Source organism: Shewanella sp. NKUCC06_TVS (genome assembly GCF_019345515.1).
Lineage (GTDB): Bacteria > Pseudomonadota > Gammaproteobacteria > Enterobacterales > Shewanellaceae > Shewanella > Shewanella oncorhynchi.
Genome location: NZ_JAHKQX010000001.1, coordinates 296330 through 313800, shown reverse-complemented (window position 1 = coordinate 313800; position 17471 = coordinate 296330). Strand labels below are relative to the sequence as shown.

Annotated in this window: 20 protein-coding genes; 8 read left to right on the top strand and 12 right to left on the bottom strand. The window is 44.8% G+C overall.

The features are described 5' to 3' along the window. Positions 1 to 92 precede the first annotated feature (92 nt). The 3 genes from purU to KO531_RS01230 form a co-directional block, all read right to left on the bottom strand. Positions 93 to 959 carry a formyltetrahydrofolate deformylase gene (gene purU, locus KO531_RS01240; RefSeq protein ID WP_105252965.1) on the bottom strand — a complete coding sequence of 289 codons (867 nt, stop codon included), beginning with the start codon at positions 957 to 959 and terminating at the stop codon, positions 93 to 95. A gap of 165 nt (positions 960 to 1124) precedes the next feature. Further along, positions 1125 to 2606 carry a PTS transporter subunit EIIC gene (locus KO531_RS01235; protein WP_113938960.1) on the bottom strand — a complete coding sequence of 494 codons (1482 nt, stop codon included), beginning with the start codon at positions 2604 to 2606 and terminating at the stop codon, positions 1125 to 1127. Then, a complete protein-coding gene (locus KO531_RS01230) occupies positions 2558 to 3022 on the bottom strand; it encodes a flavodoxin (RefSeq protein WP_113938961.1) in 465 nt (154 codons plus the stop codon). The genes KO531_RS01235 and KO531_RS01230 overlap by 49 nt, the downstream gene beginning before the upstream one ends. 121 nt (positions 3023 to 3143) lie before the next feature. On the opposite strand from KO531_RS01230, the gene KO531_RS01225 reads away from it, so the two are divergent. After that, on the top strand, positions 3144 to 3338 hold the full coding sequence (locus KO531_RS01225) for a hypothetical protein (protein WP_105249725.1): 195 nt from the start codon (positions 3144 to 3146) through the stop codon (positions 3336 to 3338). A 121-nt stretch (positions 3339 to 3459) separates the two neighbouring features. Here the strand turns inward: KO531_RS01225 and truC are convergent, their stop codons facing one another. Continuing rightward, positions 3460 to 4305: a tRNA pseudouridine(65) synthase TruC gene (truC, locus tag KO531_RS01220; RefSeq protein WP_219250177.1), complete on the bottom strand. Its 846-nt coding sequence runs from the start codon at positions 4303 to 4305 to the stop codon at positions 3460 to 3462. Further along, positions 4292 to 4612, bottom strand: a complete 321-nt coding sequence (locus KO531_RS01215; RefSeq protein ID WP_028760615.1) for a YqcC family protein — start codon at positions 4610 to 4612, stop codon at positions 4292 to 4294. Before KO531_RS01215 ends, truC begins: the two co-directional genes overlap by 14 nt. A 163-nt stretch (positions 4613 to 4775) precedes the next feature. On the opposite strand from KO531_RS01215, the gene KO531_RS01210 reads away from it, so the two are divergent. Continuing rightward, positions 4776 to 5789, top strand: coding sequence for a DUF3549 family protein (locus KO531_RS01210; protein ID WP_219250176.1), 1014 nt, complete (start codon positions 4776 to 4778; stop codon positions 5787 to 5789). Beyond that, positions 5786 to 6172, top strand: a complete 387-nt coding sequence (locus KO531_RS01205; RefSeq protein WP_105249728.1) for a DUF3301 domain-containing protein — start codon at positions 5786 to 5788, stop codon at positions 6170 to 6172. Before KO531_RS01210 ends, KO531_RS01205 begins: the two co-directional genes overlap by 4 nt. Positions 6173 to 7923: 1751 nt before the next feature. Here the strand turns inward: KO531_RS01205 and KO531_RS01200 are convergent. Continuing rightward, the gene (locus tag KO531_RS01200; protein ID WP_219250175.1) at positions 7924 to 8229 is read right to left on the bottom strand and encodes a DUF962 domain-containing protein; all 306 of its coding nucleotides are present in this window, start codon (positions 8227 to 8229) and stop codon (positions 7924 to 7926) included. Continuing rightward, on the bottom strand, positions 8222 to 8860 hold the full coding sequence (locus KO531_RS01195) for a GNAT family N-acetyltransferase (RefSeq protein ID WP_219250174.1): 639 nt from the start codon (positions 8858 to 8860) through the stop codon (positions 8222 to 8224). Before KO531_RS01195 ends, KO531_RS01200 begins: the two co-directional genes overlap by 8 nt. A 149-nt stretch (positions 8861 to 9009) precedes the next feature. On the opposite strand from KO531_RS01195, the gene KO531_RS01190 reads away from it, so the two are divergent. Continuing rightward, complete coding sequence (locus KO531_RS01190; protein WP_028760620.1) at positions 9010 to 9243, top strand: DUF2789 domain-containing protein; 234 nt, start codon at positions 9010 to 9012, stop codon at positions 9241 to 9243. Positions 9244 to 9254: 11 nt separating this feature from the next. Here KO531_RS01190 and KO531_RS01185 read toward each other — a convergent pair whose 3' ends face one another. Further along, complete coding sequence (locus KO531_RS01185; protein WP_028760621.1) at positions 9255 to 9662, bottom strand: DUF3192 domain-containing protein; 408 nt, start codon at positions 9660 to 9662, stop codon at positions 9255 to 9257. Between the two features lie 164 nt (positions 9663 to 9826). Here KO531_RS01185 and KO531_RS01180 point away from each other — a divergent pair, with 164 nt between their 5' ends. After that, positions 9827 to 10210: a hypothetical protein gene (locus KO531_RS01180; protein WP_131523814.1), complete on the top strand. Its 384-nt coding sequence runs from the start codon at positions 9827 to 9829 to the stop codon at positions 10208 to 10210. Beyond that, a complete protein-coding gene (locus tag KO531_RS01175; RefSeq protein ID WP_131523815.1) occupies positions 10210 to 10983 on the top strand; it encodes a Zn-ribbon-containing protein in 774 nt (257 codons plus the stop codon). The genes KO531_RS01180 and KO531_RS01175 overlap by 1 nt, the downstream gene beginning before the upstream one ends. A gap of 95 nt (positions 10984 to 11078) precedes the next feature. On the opposite strand, the gene syd is transcribed toward KO531_RS01175, so the two are convergent. Continuing rightward, entirely contained in the window at positions 11079 to 11729 is a 651-nt protein-coding gene (syd, locus tag KO531_RS01170) for a SecY-interacting protein (RefSeq protein ID WP_219250173.1), read from the bottom strand. Between the two features lie 59 nt (positions 11730 to 11788). Between syd and queF the strand changes: the two genes are divergently transcribed. After that, complete coding sequence (gene queF, locus KO531_RS01165; RefSeq protein ID WP_105249734.1) at positions 11789 to 12646, top strand: NADPH-dependent 7-cyano-7-deazaguanine reductase QueF; 858 nt, start codon at positions 11789 to 11791, stop codon at positions 12644 to 12646. An 82-nt stretch (positions 12647 to 12728) separates the two neighbouring features. On the opposite strand, the gene KO531_RS01160 is transcribed toward queF, so the two are convergent. Next, positions 12729 to 13670: a LysR family transcriptional regulator gene (locus KO531_RS01160; protein WP_219250172.1), complete on the bottom strand. Its 942-nt coding sequence runs from the start codon at positions 13668 to 13670 to the stop codon at positions 12729 to 12731. Positions 13671 to 13793: 123 nt separating this feature from the next. On the opposite strand from KO531_RS01160, the gene KO531_RS01155 reads away from it, so the two are divergent. After that, positions 13794 to 15782 carry an alkyl sulfatase dimerization domain-containing protein gene (locus KO531_RS01155; protein WP_219250171.1) on the top strand — a complete coding sequence of 663 codons (1989 nt, stop codon included), beginning with the start codon at positions 13794 to 13796 and terminating at the stop codon, positions 15780 to 15782. A gap of 171 nt (positions 15783 to 15953) precedes the next feature. Here the strand turns inward: KO531_RS01155 and KO531_RS01150 are convergent, their stop codons facing one another. Beyond that, complete coding sequence (locus tag KO531_RS01150; RefSeq protein WP_219250170.1) at positions 15954 to 16499, bottom strand: hypothetical protein; 546 nt, start codon at positions 16497 to 16499, stop codon at positions 15954 to 15956. Between the two features lie 88 nt (positions 16500 to 16587). Beyond that, positions 16588 to 17457: a 4'-phosphopantetheinyl transferase superfamily protein gene (locus KO531_RS01145; RefSeq protein WP_219250169.1), complete on the bottom strand. Its 870-nt coding sequence runs from the start codon at positions 17455 to 17457 to the stop codon at positions 16588 to 16590. Between the last annotated feature and the right edge of the window lie 14 nt (positions 17458 to 17471).

Sequence of the window (17471 nt, the reverse complement as noted above, 5' to 3'; positions counted from 1 at the left end):
CCAATAAACATAATGATAGCTGATTTCATGACAGACGCGGGTTAAAATAAATGCCGCTGAATGTCATGCCATTGCCACGACTCACCTACATCTTAAAAAACGATCGTTTTATTGCCGTACACGACCACTTGTTCGTTGAGCACTAATTGCAGCGCTTTACTCAATACACTCTTTTCAACATCGCGCCCAGCACGCGCCATTTCTAAGGCACTATAACTGTGGTCGACGGGAATCACGTCTTGCTTGATGATCGGCCCTTCATCGAGGCAATTATTCACAAAATGCGCCGTCGCACCGATAATTTTCACCCCGCGCTCCCAGGCTTGGCGATAGGGTGCTGCGCCGATAAAAGCAGGTAAAAAAGAATGATGGATGTTGATGATGCGATTAGGATATTGCGCCACAAAATCTGGAGTTAGCACCCGCATATACTTAGCCAACACCAGATAATCTGGCTCATATTGCGATACCGCAGCCAACAGTGCTTGCTCGTGTTGAATTCGGTCTAAGCCTTCGTGGCTCACCAGATGAAAGGGGATGTTAAACTTCTCTGCCAATTCACGTAGTGCATCATGGTTGCCCACCACAGCGGCAATCTCGACACTTAAACCACCGTAATAGGCTTTCATTAACAAATCGCCTAAACAGTGCGCTTCCTTTGTGACTAACACCACAATGCGTTTTTTACCCGCGCTAACTAACGTCATATGATTTTGCGTAGGCAGTACGTCACGCAGATCCTGCAATAACTGTTCGCTGTTAAAAATGCCCTCTAACTCAGTTCGCATAAAGAAACGCCCTTGGGCATTATCCACAAACTCACTGTTTTTGATGATATTCAGTTTATGAGTAAAACAAACACTGGTGATTTTAGCGATGAGGCCTTGGGCATCAGCGCAATCCGTCAGTAAGATTTTACGTTCTATGGATGGCGAAGTATTACCGCGAGTTTCAGTCATTTGTTGCAAAGTTGGCTCTCCTATATTGTCCCTACACCGAGTTTGCCATAGCAAATCATGCTGAACAGTATGAAAACCCTATAATGCGAAAATAAAAATGATATTTCAGAGGCTTGAATCAATAAAATGTAAAAATTAAGCAGTTAATTTTGTAAAAACACAATCCTAGCGGCGAGTATCTAAGTAACGCTGCAATACTTTACGCAAGGTTTCGGCCTTAGTGCCGTAAACCACCTGCACACCTTTGCCCATAACGATCACGCCCTTAGCGCCCAACTGACTCAAACGCACCTTATTGACTAACTCGGGCTTGTGTACGCTCAAGCGTAACCGTGTCAAACAAGCATTAAGTTCAACGATATTTTCACGCCCGCCGAGCGCCGCAATAATCGCCCGTAAACTTTCTTTGGGTCCTTTACTGTCGTTATGCTCAAGCCTACCGGGAGTTTTCAAATTAAAGGCTAAAATACTCAGTCTAAACAACAGGTAATATATTATGGCGGTTAAAGGCCCAAGGAAAATAAACCAGCTGGCATTACGGGACAATGGAAATAGCAGCGTAAAGTCCACCAGCCCTTGGGAGAATACTATGCTGTGGTGAATATCCAGCATAATACAGACAAAATAAGCGAGCCCAGTGAGTAAGGCGTGAATAATAAATAGAATCGGCGCCACAAACATAAAAGCAAATTCGATAGGTTCAGTCACCCCAGTTAACCAACTTGCCGCCCCCGCCGAGAGCATAATGCCCGCCACGCGATTCCGCTCAGAGGGGTCAGCGCAGCGCCACATTGCCAATGCCGCAGCTGGCAAGCCCCACATTTTAATCAGATAACCACCGGCAAGGTTTCCCGCCTGCGGATCGCCCGCTAAATAGCGCGCCACCTCACCACGAACGACTTCATGCCCCAATAACTGATATTGGCCCACCTCTAAGTAAAAAGGCGCATTCCAAATATGATGTAAGCCAAGGGGAATAAGTAACCGCTCTAATGCGCCATACACGCCAAAAGCAATGGCTGGTTTTTGATAAACCGCCCAGTCGGATACGCGCTCAATCAATAAAGCTAAGGGTGGCCACACATGGGCGAGTACATAACCTAGGCTCATCGCTAGGGGAATAATAAGTAAAGATGCACTGCGACGTCCCTCGAAGAAAGAGAAAATCGCAGGCAAGCGAATATATTGACTCCAACGGACTGCGAGGCAAGTAATACCACCAAGCATCATACCACCTGCAATTCCAGTATCTAAGGTATCCATTCCTAATAAAGGTTGGGTTGGAAGTCGATACAAATCGGCCAGTGCGGCTAATGTCGCTGTCATCACCCCATAACCAAACACTGCCGAAAAGGCGGCAATACCTTGATCGCGACAAAAACCAATAGCGACAGCCACGGCAAATAACATCGGCATAATGGCGAAAATGAGTTTGCCCACCGCCAGCATCAGCACTGTCAGCTCTTCGGGCATAAAAGGAATTGGACTAACGGTTAAGCCGAGCATAACCCCAGCGGCGGGTAAAATGGCAATAGGAATAAGCAGCGCTTGGCTTAAGCGCTGGGCAAATTTAAACCACTGTAGATTGACGAAACTACCTAAGCGACGAGCTCGGTTTTGACGACTTGATTCCAGCGTTCTAGCCATTTTATCGCTTCAACCTCAGGTTCCATGGTTTCACAGGCATCAATTTCGAGTAATTCCACCAGCGGCTTAGCGCCAAGTTCACTCAAGAGTGCATCTACAGACTTACCTGCACCGCAGAAAGTCTCATAACTTGAATCACCTAGAGCTATCACACTGTATCTAAGCTCAGGTAAGTAGGGAGCTAAATGTTTAAGATTATGGTACCAAGACTGAATATCATCGGGTAAATCCCCTTGCCCGGTCGTCGAAGTCACCACCACTAACAATTCATCCTGAGGAGGAATAAAGCTTGCTACCTCATTAGGTTGCCACAATGTGACATCGTAACCTAAAACTTGCATTTCTTTCTCTAGGGTTTCAGCGGCAAATTGTGCACTACCATATACAGTGCCAAACACCAGATTCACCTTTTTCATGATACACTCCACATCGCGTTGCAAACCTTATTAGGCTGACCTTACTTTATTGTTCAGCGTATGAGCAAGCTAAGGCGCAAATTTTTTATAAATCAAGCCATTGAGCGTGAGAAAATATCTAATGCGACAGTCCACCCGCCAAAAACACCTCAAGCAGCACCACAAAACAACCCATATTCGACGTAAAAACTACTTCCACTCCGCCCAGCAAAATCTCATATCGCCACTTGCACTCACGTCTGGATTCTCAACCTTAGCTGTCATGATGCAAGAGCTGCGGCCACAAACAGCACAAACGCCACAACTCCTCGATTAAGCAATCCACCTCGTTTTTAATTCGATGACTTTAGTTTCAATAACAAAGCAAAGTGAATGCACTTAATTTTATTCACGCGGCTAAGTTGATATCACCATATCAAGCATTGGCCGCTTGCTGTTCACGCCTCTTGGGCGATGAATAACTCAGCTTGCTGACTCAAGGTCGCCTCATCCCAACCTAGCTCGGCAAACACAGTTTCCCACTCGGACTCAAGCTCGGTTTCTATGCTGAGCCGAGTTTGAGTTATTGGGTGTGTAAAGGTGAGTTTTTTCGCGATAAGCCACAGGCGATTAATACCGAAATGCTCACGAAAAAACGTATTTTGCTTACCGTCGCCATGGGTGGTATCACCGACGATGGGGTGGCGTAAATGTGCCATATGCCTTCTAAGCTGATGCTTACGCCCCGTTTTAGGACTCAAGCGTACCAGTGCGAATCGGCTAGTGGGATATCGGCCTGACTGATACGGAATTTCAGTATTGAGTAACGGCTCATACGCCGTCACAGCCTCCTGCGCCGCTTTATTAGGATCGGCATTCTTATCGCCTAATTCATCCAACTCAACCTTAAGCGCATAATCTAAAATACCGCTCTCATACATATTACCGCGCACTAAAGCCAAATATTGTTTTTCAATCGTATGGGAAGCAAATTGCTCACACAGAGCATTAGCCACTTCACTACTCTTGGCAAACAAGAGCACGCCGGATGTCGGCCTGTCGAGACGATGTACAGGAAACACATGACAGCCCACTAAGTCACGGGTCAGCTGCATGGCAAAAAATCGCTCCCGACGCGCTAAATAACTGCGGTGGACCAATAAGCCTGCGGGTTTATGAATTGCCACTAAGTGCTCATCTTCATAAAGAATTTCAATCTCAGGCGCCTGCTCTTCTGAATCATCCTCTTGGGATACATTCACTGCATTTTCAGGCGTTTCAAGCCAGGTATCATCTTGATTCATTTAACAACATATCCAATTCATTCAATAGGCTAATTAAAGTTTGGCGCGGGGGCATATCCAGCCAAACATGTTCAGCCATAGGGGCAATCGCAATTTGAGTCGGCAATGGCGCCCCCGTTTCGATTAAAGTCTGCATTCTAGGCAGCAAAATAAACTGCAGCCACTGCTCAAGGGGCATAAGATCACAGGCAAAAGGTGCTGTGCTTGCCATTGCAGCGGCAGAAGGCGCTTGCTCAGACCACAACTCGGCCGCTTGCAGCGCGTGGGTAATCTGAGCCAATTTAGCTTGGGTTTGACTGTATAACATAGCTTTCAGATCCATTCTCATATTAGCCCTGTGTGATTCGAAAACTTCCCACAATTCACTGGCCGAATAGGTCGATTAAAGTGCCGCAATCATACCATCCAGACGCACTTCCCCCTATAATGGCGCCAATTTATTGAGCCTCTTTGATTGATATGGCAGCCAAATGACTGAAATTACAACTTTAAGCCAGTTTTTAACCACAGCCAAAACCCAGTTCCAAGTGTATGATCTTGGCCGTAGGGTGCAACATATTGATATGCTCGCATTTCACCAAATCGAATCTCTGTCAGCCCCTTATCCTTATCCCATTCAAGGGCATGCACAATTTGCTATTGTCTTTTGGGATGCGAGCCAACAACACTTTATTTGGTTTCTAAAACTGGCGTTAGATGAGCAAGGATTACTGTCGCCTGCACCGCGCTCACAATTTATCGAAATGATATTAGCGGCATTAGGGCAAGATCCCACTCAGCCACTCAGTGATGAGCAGCAAGAACGACTCGCGAATAATCCGTTTAATTTCAAGCCAAGCCAGGAAAAACTTGCCGTATTTAACGCACTCGTTCGTAAACAACTTGGCCAGCGCGCTTCATCACAATACGAGTTTGCCGTGCAATATCTGTCAGGCCAAATTGCCCCATCACAATGGCAACATATTGGAATGCAAGGCATAGCCGATGTGTGTGTACGCACAAAAGAATTTGATCATGAGCAGCACTTGGTATCGAGTTTTGATACAGCCTCCATCGAAGTGCAAATCGCCCTATGCCAATGTCTTGAACACTTACAGATTAGCGACACACTCGCCGATAAAATTCTCGCGAAACTTCAAGACGCAGCGCCAGAACACCAAGCCTATTTCCTTCGCGCTCTGGCTTCTAGCGCTAAACACAGCCAAAAAGCGTTTGAGCATCTACACGACCAAGCCTCTTTAGATACCAATGCCCTCATCAGCATTGCCGGACGTAACTGGTCGGTATTAAAACAAGATTCAAGTCGCAGTCTTTACTTAGAAGCCCTAGCACTGCAGCCCCAAGCCTTTTTTAATCAGGTCTTTGCTGATATTGTGGCTATTCCTAGTTTGCGCAATCAACTACTAGGCGAATTAAGAAATCCCAATCGAAGTGTTCAACTATCACAAGCCATAGGTGGTTTGTTTAAGGCAGCTAGCAAATGATGTCAGATTTACTGTTAATTATTGGCCTCGTCGTGATTGCCGCATTCTTTTGGCAACTACGCCAAATGGCAGAGTTGAGCCGTATTTTTGCCGAAAAAGAATGTTGGCGACAAAAAGTTCAACTGTTAGCCATTGCCATGGAAACTGCCCGCCCAAGTATTGGCGGCACCACGGGGATTTGTTGGAAAGCGAAATATTTATTTGAATTCAGCACCGACGGCATTAACCAATACCGTGGCCATATTTGGATGCAAGGTAAGAAAATTCAAAAAATAGAATGGCCTATCTTCCCTGAGCCTGAATGGCATGAAGCCCCAACGTCACAGGGTAAGTTTGGCGGGTGTGGTACGCAAAGTGGTTGCAACTCAGGCAAATGCCATTAAGCTTTTATCGACAATGTTGGCTCAAATAAAATGTGAGCCAACATAGAGAGCAAGACATCATTCTTTTTTATCGTAAATACGGCTAAAAAATAACTCACTGTAAAAGTTAAAAAAGAAAGGGCGCGGCCCTAAAGCCACGCCCTCCTATTCTCTGTTAAGCTATCCCGCTATTTTTGTGCTCCCTGCACCATCCATGCGTCAATCTGCGTCCTGCTTCATCCCTGCTCAATCCTTGAGGTCCTTGTACTCATGTACTTCCCTATCTCTTGGTCATCCAGTCCCAAGCTTGCTCTTTCCTGAGCGGTTCCATCATCATCCATGAAACGGGTATTGCATCCATTCAATTGCACTCCCTGTGCCATTGCCATCCTATGCAATGAGTCTATCAATCCTTGATAGTCTCCCTTCCTTGGTATTGGCTCTCTTTCATCCTGAAAGGCCTATATCCCTATCTTTCCTTAAGTCACATTCCTTAGTCACTGTTCAATCATCCTGATCGCCAACATCCTGTTGCCCGCAATTCCTTCTACAAGATGAATTCTACGCCAACCAACGAAAGTACTCATTGTGGAATATTTAAAATGTTAACAAAAATGGTGAGCCCAACTGATAACAAACAGGTTAACCTACTGATATAAATTAAAATAATAACTAACCCAGAGACATAACCCCCCTTTAGACTTACAAATTACTTACATACTTGTGAGAGATCTCTTACACGGAGGATGGCAATTCAAATCAAAAGTAAGCAAGTGCTAGTTGTTCTCCCCTGAAGGACTTATGCATAAACCGCTATCGCTCAAAATTCGACAAGCATTCGGCGAATGACCAGAACACAGAGAGTAAATCATTGGGCAATAAGAGAAGTAAGACTGGTAAACATGTTTTACGGCAAGATGTCTTTAAGCAGCGTTAAGATAAAGTCTGTGTGAATAGCGTTATAGCGTGAATAGCGTTATAGCTTGGCAAAGCCAGATTAATGCTGAAAATGAACCAAAGAAAAGGGCGCAACTAAAGTGCGCCCCATTTATCCTTTGTAAGCCGTCCTGCTCGATTTGTGCTCCCTGCACCATCCATGCGTCTGCTTGCGTCCTGCATCGTCCCTGTAATCCCTTCTCGTCCCTGTGTATCAAACTTACGTGAGATAACACTCAGTCCCTTGACCTGTAAATCCTTTTTACAGAGCCTGTCACTTCCTATGACGTATTCCTATTGCATCCTGCAAAATTTATTTTCCATAGATTAGTACAAGCTGTTCACCCTTATACTTTATCCTTATCTCGACACATCCTGTTTCGAGTTCATGCTTAATCCTTAAGCGTGTCCTGTATTCTTCCTGAAATTCATCATCCTGACGATACAACTCACTGTCCCTAATCATCCTTAAAAAGCAATCCTGCTTTTCCTTAGCCTATCCGAGGCGAATGACAGTTTTCCTACCGTCAGCGATTTCAACCTTGAAATCTTAATTCGTTGCTTCTTGCGTCCCTTTGGCCTGTTTTGCTTTCCTTGCTATCCATTTGCTTTGGCCATGAGTGAATTCTACGTTAACCCTAACGTTTTTGTTCGGCTCAAAGAACGGACTACAAGATTAATTACGGACCAACCAAAGAAAAATAAATACAACCCAATGATTCTATTTAAAATTAAATACTGCAGGACAAAAAACAATCAAAAAGAAAACATTATGTCCTACAACGTTTGTAAGCGATCTCTCACACGGGCATGGGCATCTCACTCGGGAAATTTTTTTAACGTTTAAAAAAGCGGCGGATCATCTGAGCAAACATCACCCAATCTGCCATCAAACTGTAAAAGGGATACTGAAATGTCGCAGGTCGATTCTTCTCAAATACGAAGTGTCCCACCCATGCAAAACCATAACCAACAATAGGAATAAACCAACATAGCCACCAAGCTTGTGAAACCAAGGTAATACCAATCAGCAGCAGAACTAAACAACTGCCAACAAAGTGTAATTTCCGACAAGTCGGGTGCTGGTGTTGGGATAAATAGAAAGGATAAAAATCGGCGAAACGTTTATAAGAGTTAGTCATCTTGTTGAACCGAATAGAATAAAAGCTGGCCATGAATACTGCCAATACTCAGCTCGCCTATGGATACAAAGTTATGCTGAGTAAACAGTTGCAAGTGGTTCTCCTGAGCGATAAACACACCAATGCCATCCAAATCAGGCTGCTCATCACACCAACTCACCACAGCTTGCACTAACTTATGTCCAAGTCCTTTGTGCTGTTCATTTGGTGCAAGAGCAATAAACTGCAAAATACCGCAGTGCTTACTGGGTAAAAGCTCAATAATACTGGACTCTTTGTTCATTAGTGCTTGAGTCGATTGCCAACCTGTACCTAACAACATCTTTAAGCGCCAGTGCCAATAACGCCCTTCTCCTAAAGGCACTTCTTGAGTGACTACACAGGCTAACCCAAAGAGTCTTTCATGGTCGAATAAACCAATGAGGGCTTGTTTTTGTTGCCATAACGTATTGAGTTCTTCCCTGATTGCAGCGCGTAATTTTTGCTCATAAGCGGCTTTGTCTGAGGTAAAGAGTGAATCGACAAAAAAAGGATCATCATGGTAAGCGTTATAGAGAATAGAAGCGGCAATGCGTAAGTCTTCCGCGGTCAAATAGACTGCGCGGCAGTCCTCCAGAATTTCATTGTCCATCGTTAGCATTCCTTGACTTAGCTCACACTTTTTATGCGTAACTGTTAATCTACCAAGGAAACTAAAAAGTGCAAATTTTAATCATAGATTGCATTTTTCAATCAGGCGCTTACTCTAAACGAAGGCACTATACTGAAAAGGAAATAATGATGGATACAACTCCAGTAGACTTAAGCCACTTGTTTGAGCAACTCGGTTTAGACAGTAGCGACGAGGCCATAGCACAGTTTATTGCAACCCATGATATCGACCATCACATCCATTTAAGCCAAGCGCCCTTTTGGACCCCTGCCCAAAAGAGCTTTATCATTGAAGGTTTAGAAGCCGATGCCCTCTGGACTGAGCCCATTGAGCAATTAGACACTCAGCTACGTAAACGATAAGACTCGTTGGTTCAGATTTTACCGTAAGCCGTTTCACCCCAACCCACTAAGGCATTGTTGCTCAGCACGATAGGCGTGCATTCATCCTTAGTGGTTTTTCCATCGCCATTATTACGCTGGGTACGATAAAACAACACTAAGACTTCTTTATTGGCTTCACCTTGTTGAGCACTTTGTTGAATATAGGCTTCACTAAAATCAGCGGTGCCCATTAAGATCATCACTTGGTCTTTAGGCATGCCTAAGCTCAGTTTGGTTAAGTTAGTGCGATTTTTATCCTGCACTTTCTCCCAAGATTCGCTGCTATCCCAGCCCGATTCTCCATCACCGACATTGACCACGCAGCCGCTAAGACCTAAGCTTGCGAGCCCTAAAAAAGTGATGGCGATAAGTTTGTTATTCAATTTATGGTTCATCATGTGACATCCTGTGTAATTATTATTGAAGCTTAAAAAATGGTATTTCGGCTGGACAATAAGCAAAATAAATGCCACAAGACAACACACTGTTTTTAAATGAAAAAATTAATTATTATTTTAAAATTGGTTTAAACAATTCAACAAATTAAGGAATTTTGCTAATTATGAGTCCCCTTGACCAAGTATTAGCGGCCGCACGTTCGCTCGAAGCCTGCGGTAAAGTACCGAGCCTTGCCTTAATTAAAACCCGTTTAGGTAGTAGCCTACCTTTACCTATATTGATCCAAGGCTTACAGCAATTTAAATCTATGCCTAAGGCGGATCGCGAGCGTTTAGCTGAGTTGCAAACTATCAGCCCTACAACTGACACTCCCGCAACTAACGATACCTTAACCCTTGCAGTGCTCGCCGAGCGCCTGCAGATGCAACAGGCGTATTTTGAACGTCATGCTGAGCAGCAAAAAACAGAAATAATGCAATTAAAAAACGAACTGCTTGAACTTAAACAACGCATCAACTTATTAGAAATCCAAGGAAAAACAGCTTAATGTTTGTCACTGAACTGCGCTTCGAATGCTTCGCCGACACCACGATATCTGCCGCCGAGAAGGCAATTAATCAGCTCCTTGAAGCCTATCGAGCTAATGGTCAAATCTTAGGGCGAGAATTTGCGGTCGCCTTTAATGATGGTGAGTTTAGAGTGCGTTTATTGATGCCAGAGAAAAGCAGTTTAGCGCACAAATATCACAGCCCTTGGGTCAAAAAAGCCTTAGTAGAATTAACCGACGCTAAACTACTCGCGCCGCGGGAAAAGTTTATTGGTCAGGATATCAATTCTGAAGTAAGTAATACCGAAACACCCAGCTGGCAACTGCTATACACCAGTTTTGTGCATATGTGCTCGCCCCTACGCAGCGGCGACAATTTATTGCCCATTCCCCTGTACCGTTTACCCGCAACCTTTAATGGCGATCATAAGCGCATTATCCGTTGGCAGAGCGAATGGCAAGCCTGTGATGAGTTACAAATGGCGGCGGCCACCAAGGCAGAATTTGCCGCACTTGAGGAATTATCGAGTCCGGACAGTGATTTATTTCGTAGAGGTTGGGATTTGCGCGGTCGTATCGAATATCTCACTCAGATCCCGACCTATTACTACTTATATCGCGTTGGCGGCCAAGATTTAGCCACAGAAAAAACGCGACCTTGCCCACGTTGTGGCAGTCATGATTGGAAACTCGATGAACCTTTATTGGATATGTTCCATTTTCGCTGCGAGCCTTGCCGCATAGTGTCGAATCTGTCTTGGGATCATCAATAACATCTGTTTATCCCCTTGCAGAACTCAACCTAAAATAAGCCACGCTTAGGTTGAGTTAATACTTAGGTTGATAATAAAAATGTCGCTCACAGAAGTTAACGTTTACCGAAAAGGTTTTGCCACATACGTTTAAAACTGGCGAAAATACCAGGATGTTCTAATGCGGGCATAGGTAGTTCTTCATGTTTAACGGGTGGTGCTATCCGTGGCGATAATGCTTCAATAAACGCAGTCAAACTCGAGGACAATTGCTCAGATTGCACTTCACCAGGGATTTCAATCCATACGCTACCATCACTGTTATTGATGGTGAGCATTTTATCTCCCTCATCTAACAGACCGATAAACCAAGTCGGTGACTGCTTCAGTTTTTTCTTCATCATCAGATGACCAATCAAGTTTTGTTGCAGGCAGTTAAAATCGTCATCATTCCAGACTTGCAGTAACTCCCCAGTGCCCCACTTAGAGTCAAATAATACTGGGGCGGAGAAATAATGACCGTAAAAATCATTGATCTCTGGCCATAAAGTTAACTCCAGTGCATGCTCTATATTGGCGAAACTGCCTTCAACTTTGCGTTTCACTGGCTGCCAAGAAACGGCCTGTTCAAGATCCGGTTGAAATTCGCCTTGAATACACACAGAAGGCTCACCCTGTGGGTAATAACGCGGTAGTTCACCTAAACTCGTTAAGTAAGCTTGATGATAGTTTTGCAAAAATTTATCGAGTGCGGGCAGACAAGACACTTAAGCACAATCCAATTTCAGGTATAATGTGCGCCTATTTTGACATGGAAACAGTATTGATGACACAGAATCACGATCCCTATAGTGATGCGCAAGCGCTTGTTGGCCTGACTTTAGGTAAAGCCACCGACTACCAAGCCGAGTATGATGCGTCGCTGCTGCAAGGGGTTCCACGCTCACTAAACCGTAATGCTATTGCACTCACTGGGACGTTACCGTTTCATGGTGCCGATATCTGGACGGGTTATGAGCTGTCTTGGTTAAATGCCAAAGGTAAGCCTATGGTGGCCATAGCTGAATTTCATTTAAGCTATGAAAGCCTGAATCTGATTGAGTCGAAATCGTTCAAACTGTATCTCAATAGCTTTAATCAAACCAAGTTTGATAGCCTAGATTCACTGCAAAAAACCTTAGTGCAAGACTTAAGTCAGTGTGCTCAAGGTGATGTTAGCGTTAAGATTATCGAGCCAAAAAGCTTTGGTATTCAGCGTATTATTGAGTTACCAGGCACTTGTATTGACGATCTCGATATTGAAGTCAGCGATTATAGTTTTAATCCTGATTACTTAGTTAACAGTACAGACGATAAGCAAACGGTCGCGGAAACGCTTAATTCAAACCTGCTGAAATCCAACTGTTTGATCACTTCGCAACCCGATTGGGGCAGCGTGATGATCCGTTATCAAGGCCCTAAAATCGATCGCGAGAAACTGCTGCGCTATTTGATTTCTTTCCGCCAACATAACGAATTCCACGAGCAATGTGTCGAGCGAATTTTCGTCGATTTAAAACGTTTTTGCCATTGCACTAAATTGACAGTTTACGCCCGCTACACGCGTCGCGGTGGTTTAGATATCAACCCTTATCGCAGTGACTTCGAGCAACCTGGTGAAAGCCACAGACTCGCAAGACAGTAATGACCTTCTTAGGCGATTAGATTAACAATCTGAGATAGAAAATAAGGTTTAAAAACTGCAACAAAGCTCTGAATCGCTAGCCCTAGCTGCTCGCTAGATTCAGAGCTTTTTTATTCACAGTGTTTGCACTCGCATTAAGCAATAAACGCCGTAGCCATTGGTGGCTCGGGTTTTGGGTATATTTACTGCTCCACACCATATACAAATCAATTGGCCTTGTTTTCAGGGGCATAGGTAAAATCTGTAAGCCGAACATCTCAGCGTACTGACTGGCGTACCGCAAAGGCGCTATGCCTATCGCCTCACTTTTGCCGACAGTTGCAAACATACTCAATAAAGATGATTGCTCACTGTACATTTTGCGCCTTGGTAACACGCCTTCGGTAAACAAATCCCCCGCAGTCAAATTAAAACGCCTTAGATTCAAAAAGACGTGTTTCTCCTCAAAATACTGTTCATGGCTAATGACACCTTGAATACGGGGATGCTGCAAACTGACGATACAAACGAGGGTTTCGGTGAAGAGTAATTTACTCGAGAGCAAACTTTGCTGCGCGGGCTTAATGTCTATGGCAACGGCAACCCGCTCAAGCAAAATATCGCGATATAGCTCATCCTCCTGCGGCGGCGACTCGCGGAAAATGACTTCAATATCCGCATTCTGTAACAAAGCCTGCACGCCTGATTGCAGCGCTTCGATAACTGACTCATTAGCATATACATAAAAGCGCCGCTGGCTCGAGGTAGGATCAAAATGCTCAAACCCCAGTAATACGGTTTCAATATCCGCCATGGGCTGCTCAAATTTACGGTACATCTCCCGTGCCACCGATGTAGGCTCAATTCCCCGTCCAACGCGATTAAACAGCGACTCCCCGACCCAAGCCCTAAACCGGCTTATCGCATTGCTCACAGATGACTGAGTTAAATCTAACTCCTGCGCCGCTTGGGTGAATGAACGAGTACGGTAAACCACCATAAACACGCGTAATAAATTTAAATCTAATGGCTTTCGTGTCGGCATAAGGGAGTGCACTCATTCACTATATGAATATTACAACCCAAGCTAACTCGAGTTATCTAAATACACAAGCTGGCTATACTCAAACCATCAACGACACTATCCCACTTTTCGGTAGGTAAAATAATGCAAAAATCTTTGATGACAATGAGTATTATCGCAAGCTTCTCTTTAAGCGCCGTGGCCGCTGAACATGAGCATGAACATATTAGCCTGCACTATCAGGGAAAGCCTGCCACCGAGCAAACCATTGCGGTAAACAAAGCCACGGCAGCAAGCCTTAATTTTGCCGATAAAAAAGCCTTTGAAGAGTTTTCTAAAAATCTTATTGCTGAACTAGATGAACCAACAGCAGCCATTTTACGTGCCGATTTCAGCTTTATTGGCGACAAAACTCCAGACACAGTAAACCCTTCACTTTATCGCCAAGCTCAATTGAATATGGTGTCTAACGGCTTATACAAGGTCACAGATGGCATTTATCAAGTGCGTGGCACAGACTTATCGAACTTAACCCTTATCCGCGGTAAAACGGGCTGGATCCTTTATGACGTACTGCTCACCAAAGAGTCAGCAAAGCAATCCCTTAAGTTTGCGCTTAAACACTTGCCCGAGGGCAATGACTTACCCGTAGTCGCAATGATTTATTCCCACAGTCATGGAGATCATTTTGGCGGCTCCCGCGCCATCAAAGATATGTTCCCAAACGTCAAAGTCTATGGTTCCAATAACATCACCAAAGAAATTGTCGACGAAAACGTGCTTGCCGGTAATGCCATGAGCCGCCGCGCCGCCTATCAATACGGCGCCACATTAGAGCGAAACGATCAAGGCATTGTCGATGCCGCACTTGCTAAGGGATTATCCAAAGGCGAAGTGACCTACGTTAAACCCGATGTCACCTTAAATGCCAAAGACAAGTGGGAAACACTCACTATTGATGGTATCGACATGGTGTTTATGGATGCCTCAGGCACAGAAGCCGCCTCGGAAATGGCCACCTATATTCCCTCAATGAAAGCATTGTGGACCGCAGAGCTCACCTACCACGGCATGCACAACATTTATACCTTACGCGGGGCAAAAGTCCGAGATGCGATAAAATGGTCTAAGGATATCAACGAATTACTGACTCATTTTGGTAATGATGCACAGGTTATATTCACTGCCCACTCAGCCCCCGTATTTGGCAATACTGATATAAACCAATACTTAAGAATGCAAAGGGATAACTATGGCCTAGTGCATAATCAAACCCTGCGTTTAGCCAATAATGGCGTGGGTATTCAAGATATTGGCGATGCGATTCAAACCACTATCCCTAAGGCTGTGCGCGATACTTGGTACACCAATGGTTACCATGGCACCTACAGCCATAATGCCAAAGCCGTGTACAACATGTACCTTGGCTATTTCGATATGAATCCCGCCAACTTAAACCCACTACCGACAAAAGATGAAGCGACGAAATTTGTGGAGTATATGGGCGGTGCCAAAGCCGTAGTGAAACACGCCAAAGCCGACTATGCCCAAGGCGAGTACCGTTTTGTGGCCACCGCACTCAATAAAGTCGTGATGGCAGAACCTAATAACAAAGAGGCAAGACAATTACTTGCCGATACCTATGAGCAACTGGGTTATCAAGCCGAAGGTGCTGGCTGGCGCAACATTTACCTCACTGGCGCCCAAGAGTTACGCGTAGGCATTCAACCCGGCGCGCCTAAATCGGCCTCTGCAGATATTTTAGGAGAAATGGACATATCGACCCTATTTGACTTCCTCGCCGTAAAAGTCGATAGCCTCAAAGCTGCTGAACTTGGGCTAATCAGGCTTAATGTGATTAACCCCGACACCCAAGAAACGCTCTATGTTGAACTAAGTAACGGTAATTTAAGCAATATTAAGGTTGATAAACCGATGGAGGCCGATGCCAATCTTTATATTGATAAACGCTATATTACGGGGATTTTACTCGGAAAAGTCACACTTAAAGAGTTACTGGCTAAGGGTACTGCCAAGTTAGAGGGTGATAAAGATGCCTTCGGTAAGATAGCGTCGACCTTAGTAAAGTTCGATGAAAGCTTTGAAATCGTCCCACTACCAAGCGCGAAATAACCAAATCAACGCCCTGAATCTTCAGGGCGTTTTATGGAAAAATTACACTAGCACTAACCATTCTGACACTTGGTGAGTCGCGTTCTGTAAGCAAAAGAGTGAAGTACGGATAGTCATTTGCACGGCATGTTCTATCGTGCAATCTTTAAAGGCTAGATTAAAGTAAGAGAATTAATTCGCAGACTCTGGCGTTGGGACTGAAGTTTTGCACTCAAGCAATAACTGCTGAAAATGCACGCCTAAGTCTTGCTGGGCAAATTGCTCGCTCGCAGTCACCATTTGCTTAAGGCTTTGTAAGGCTTGATCTAAACCTTGTTGCTCGATAAGACTTTTAGCATAAGCCGCCGCATCGGCGCCCTTTTGTAGCAAGCTCGCGACCTGATCAAAACTGATGTCTTGCTCCATTACTTTCTGTAAGTCACCCAGCAACTCTGCCACCTTAGCGGACTCTACCAGCGAGCCTTCAACATTGACTAACTTACCCAGCGGATCTTGGCTGAGTTTTTCAGCCACACAGGCCGAAACTGTGCCTACTGCCGCGCTTTGAGCCACAACATCTAAGCCATTAGCACGAATTTGCTCAACCACTTGCTGCAACTGTGGATCTTGGGCTAACCAAGCCTGCTCCAATTGCTGCTTTTCATCGCCACCAAAATAACCACAACCAGATAGCAACACCATCATAGTGGCAGGTATTAGGCACTTAATCCGTTTCATTGTTAAACCTCATTTATTTCATTCAAATTCAAAATATTATGGGCGTGACTATACCCAGCAATGTTTAACCGAAGATGAATAAGACAAGTTAACCATAATCGGCAAGTAAGGCTTCTATGTTGCTCAGTTGCGCCGTTAGCATTATGGAAATCTCGGTGTTACCAGCATGCCCTAAACTCACGGCAAAACGGTACTCCTCGGTCAAACGCCCAAAATAGGTTTGCCAATACAATGAACTTGCATCAATGGTTTGCAGCGGAATATTAGGATAGACACTCAGCAAAGGCGCTACACCACAGAACGGCATCAACGCAGCATCTTGGTATCTAAGCTCAACCGATCCGGCCGCCAGTTGTTCAAACGGCTTAAGCTCAAAGGCAAAGGATTTGAGCGACTGCGCTAAACCTAGTCCTGTCGCCTTAATATAGGACTCCTTTAGCGCCCATAAATCGAAAAAGCGCTGCCGCTGACTCGCTTCATCGGCGAGGGCGAGCAAGGCTGCGGTTTCTTGGGGAGAAAAATAGTGATTTAAAATCGGATAGATATCCGTCTTCGGCCGTGACCTTTCAATATCGACACCAAATAAACCAGACTCAACGCCATGAAACTGAGCCACACCAATCAATAACCAATCGCCGCTATGGCTTAAATTAAACTCAAGCCCCGTTTGCTGTTGCAATTTCGCCGTTAAACTTGGTTTGCCCTTAGCGCCATATTCAAAACACCACTCGTGTGGCAATAAATCCGCATAGCGAGATAACACGGCCCGCAACGCTGCCCTGACCTGTAATCCCTTTATTTGCGCCTTGGGATCGCGATAACGCGCGACCTTAGCGAGTTCATCATCACTTAACCAAGACTCGGCAAGTGATGTTTGCGCCGCTGAAATATCGTTCAGTGGAATAAAAAATAGATCCACATTCACGCCGTTTTTGCTAGATGTTCTGGAGTAGGTCATTTAAGGGCCTTGCA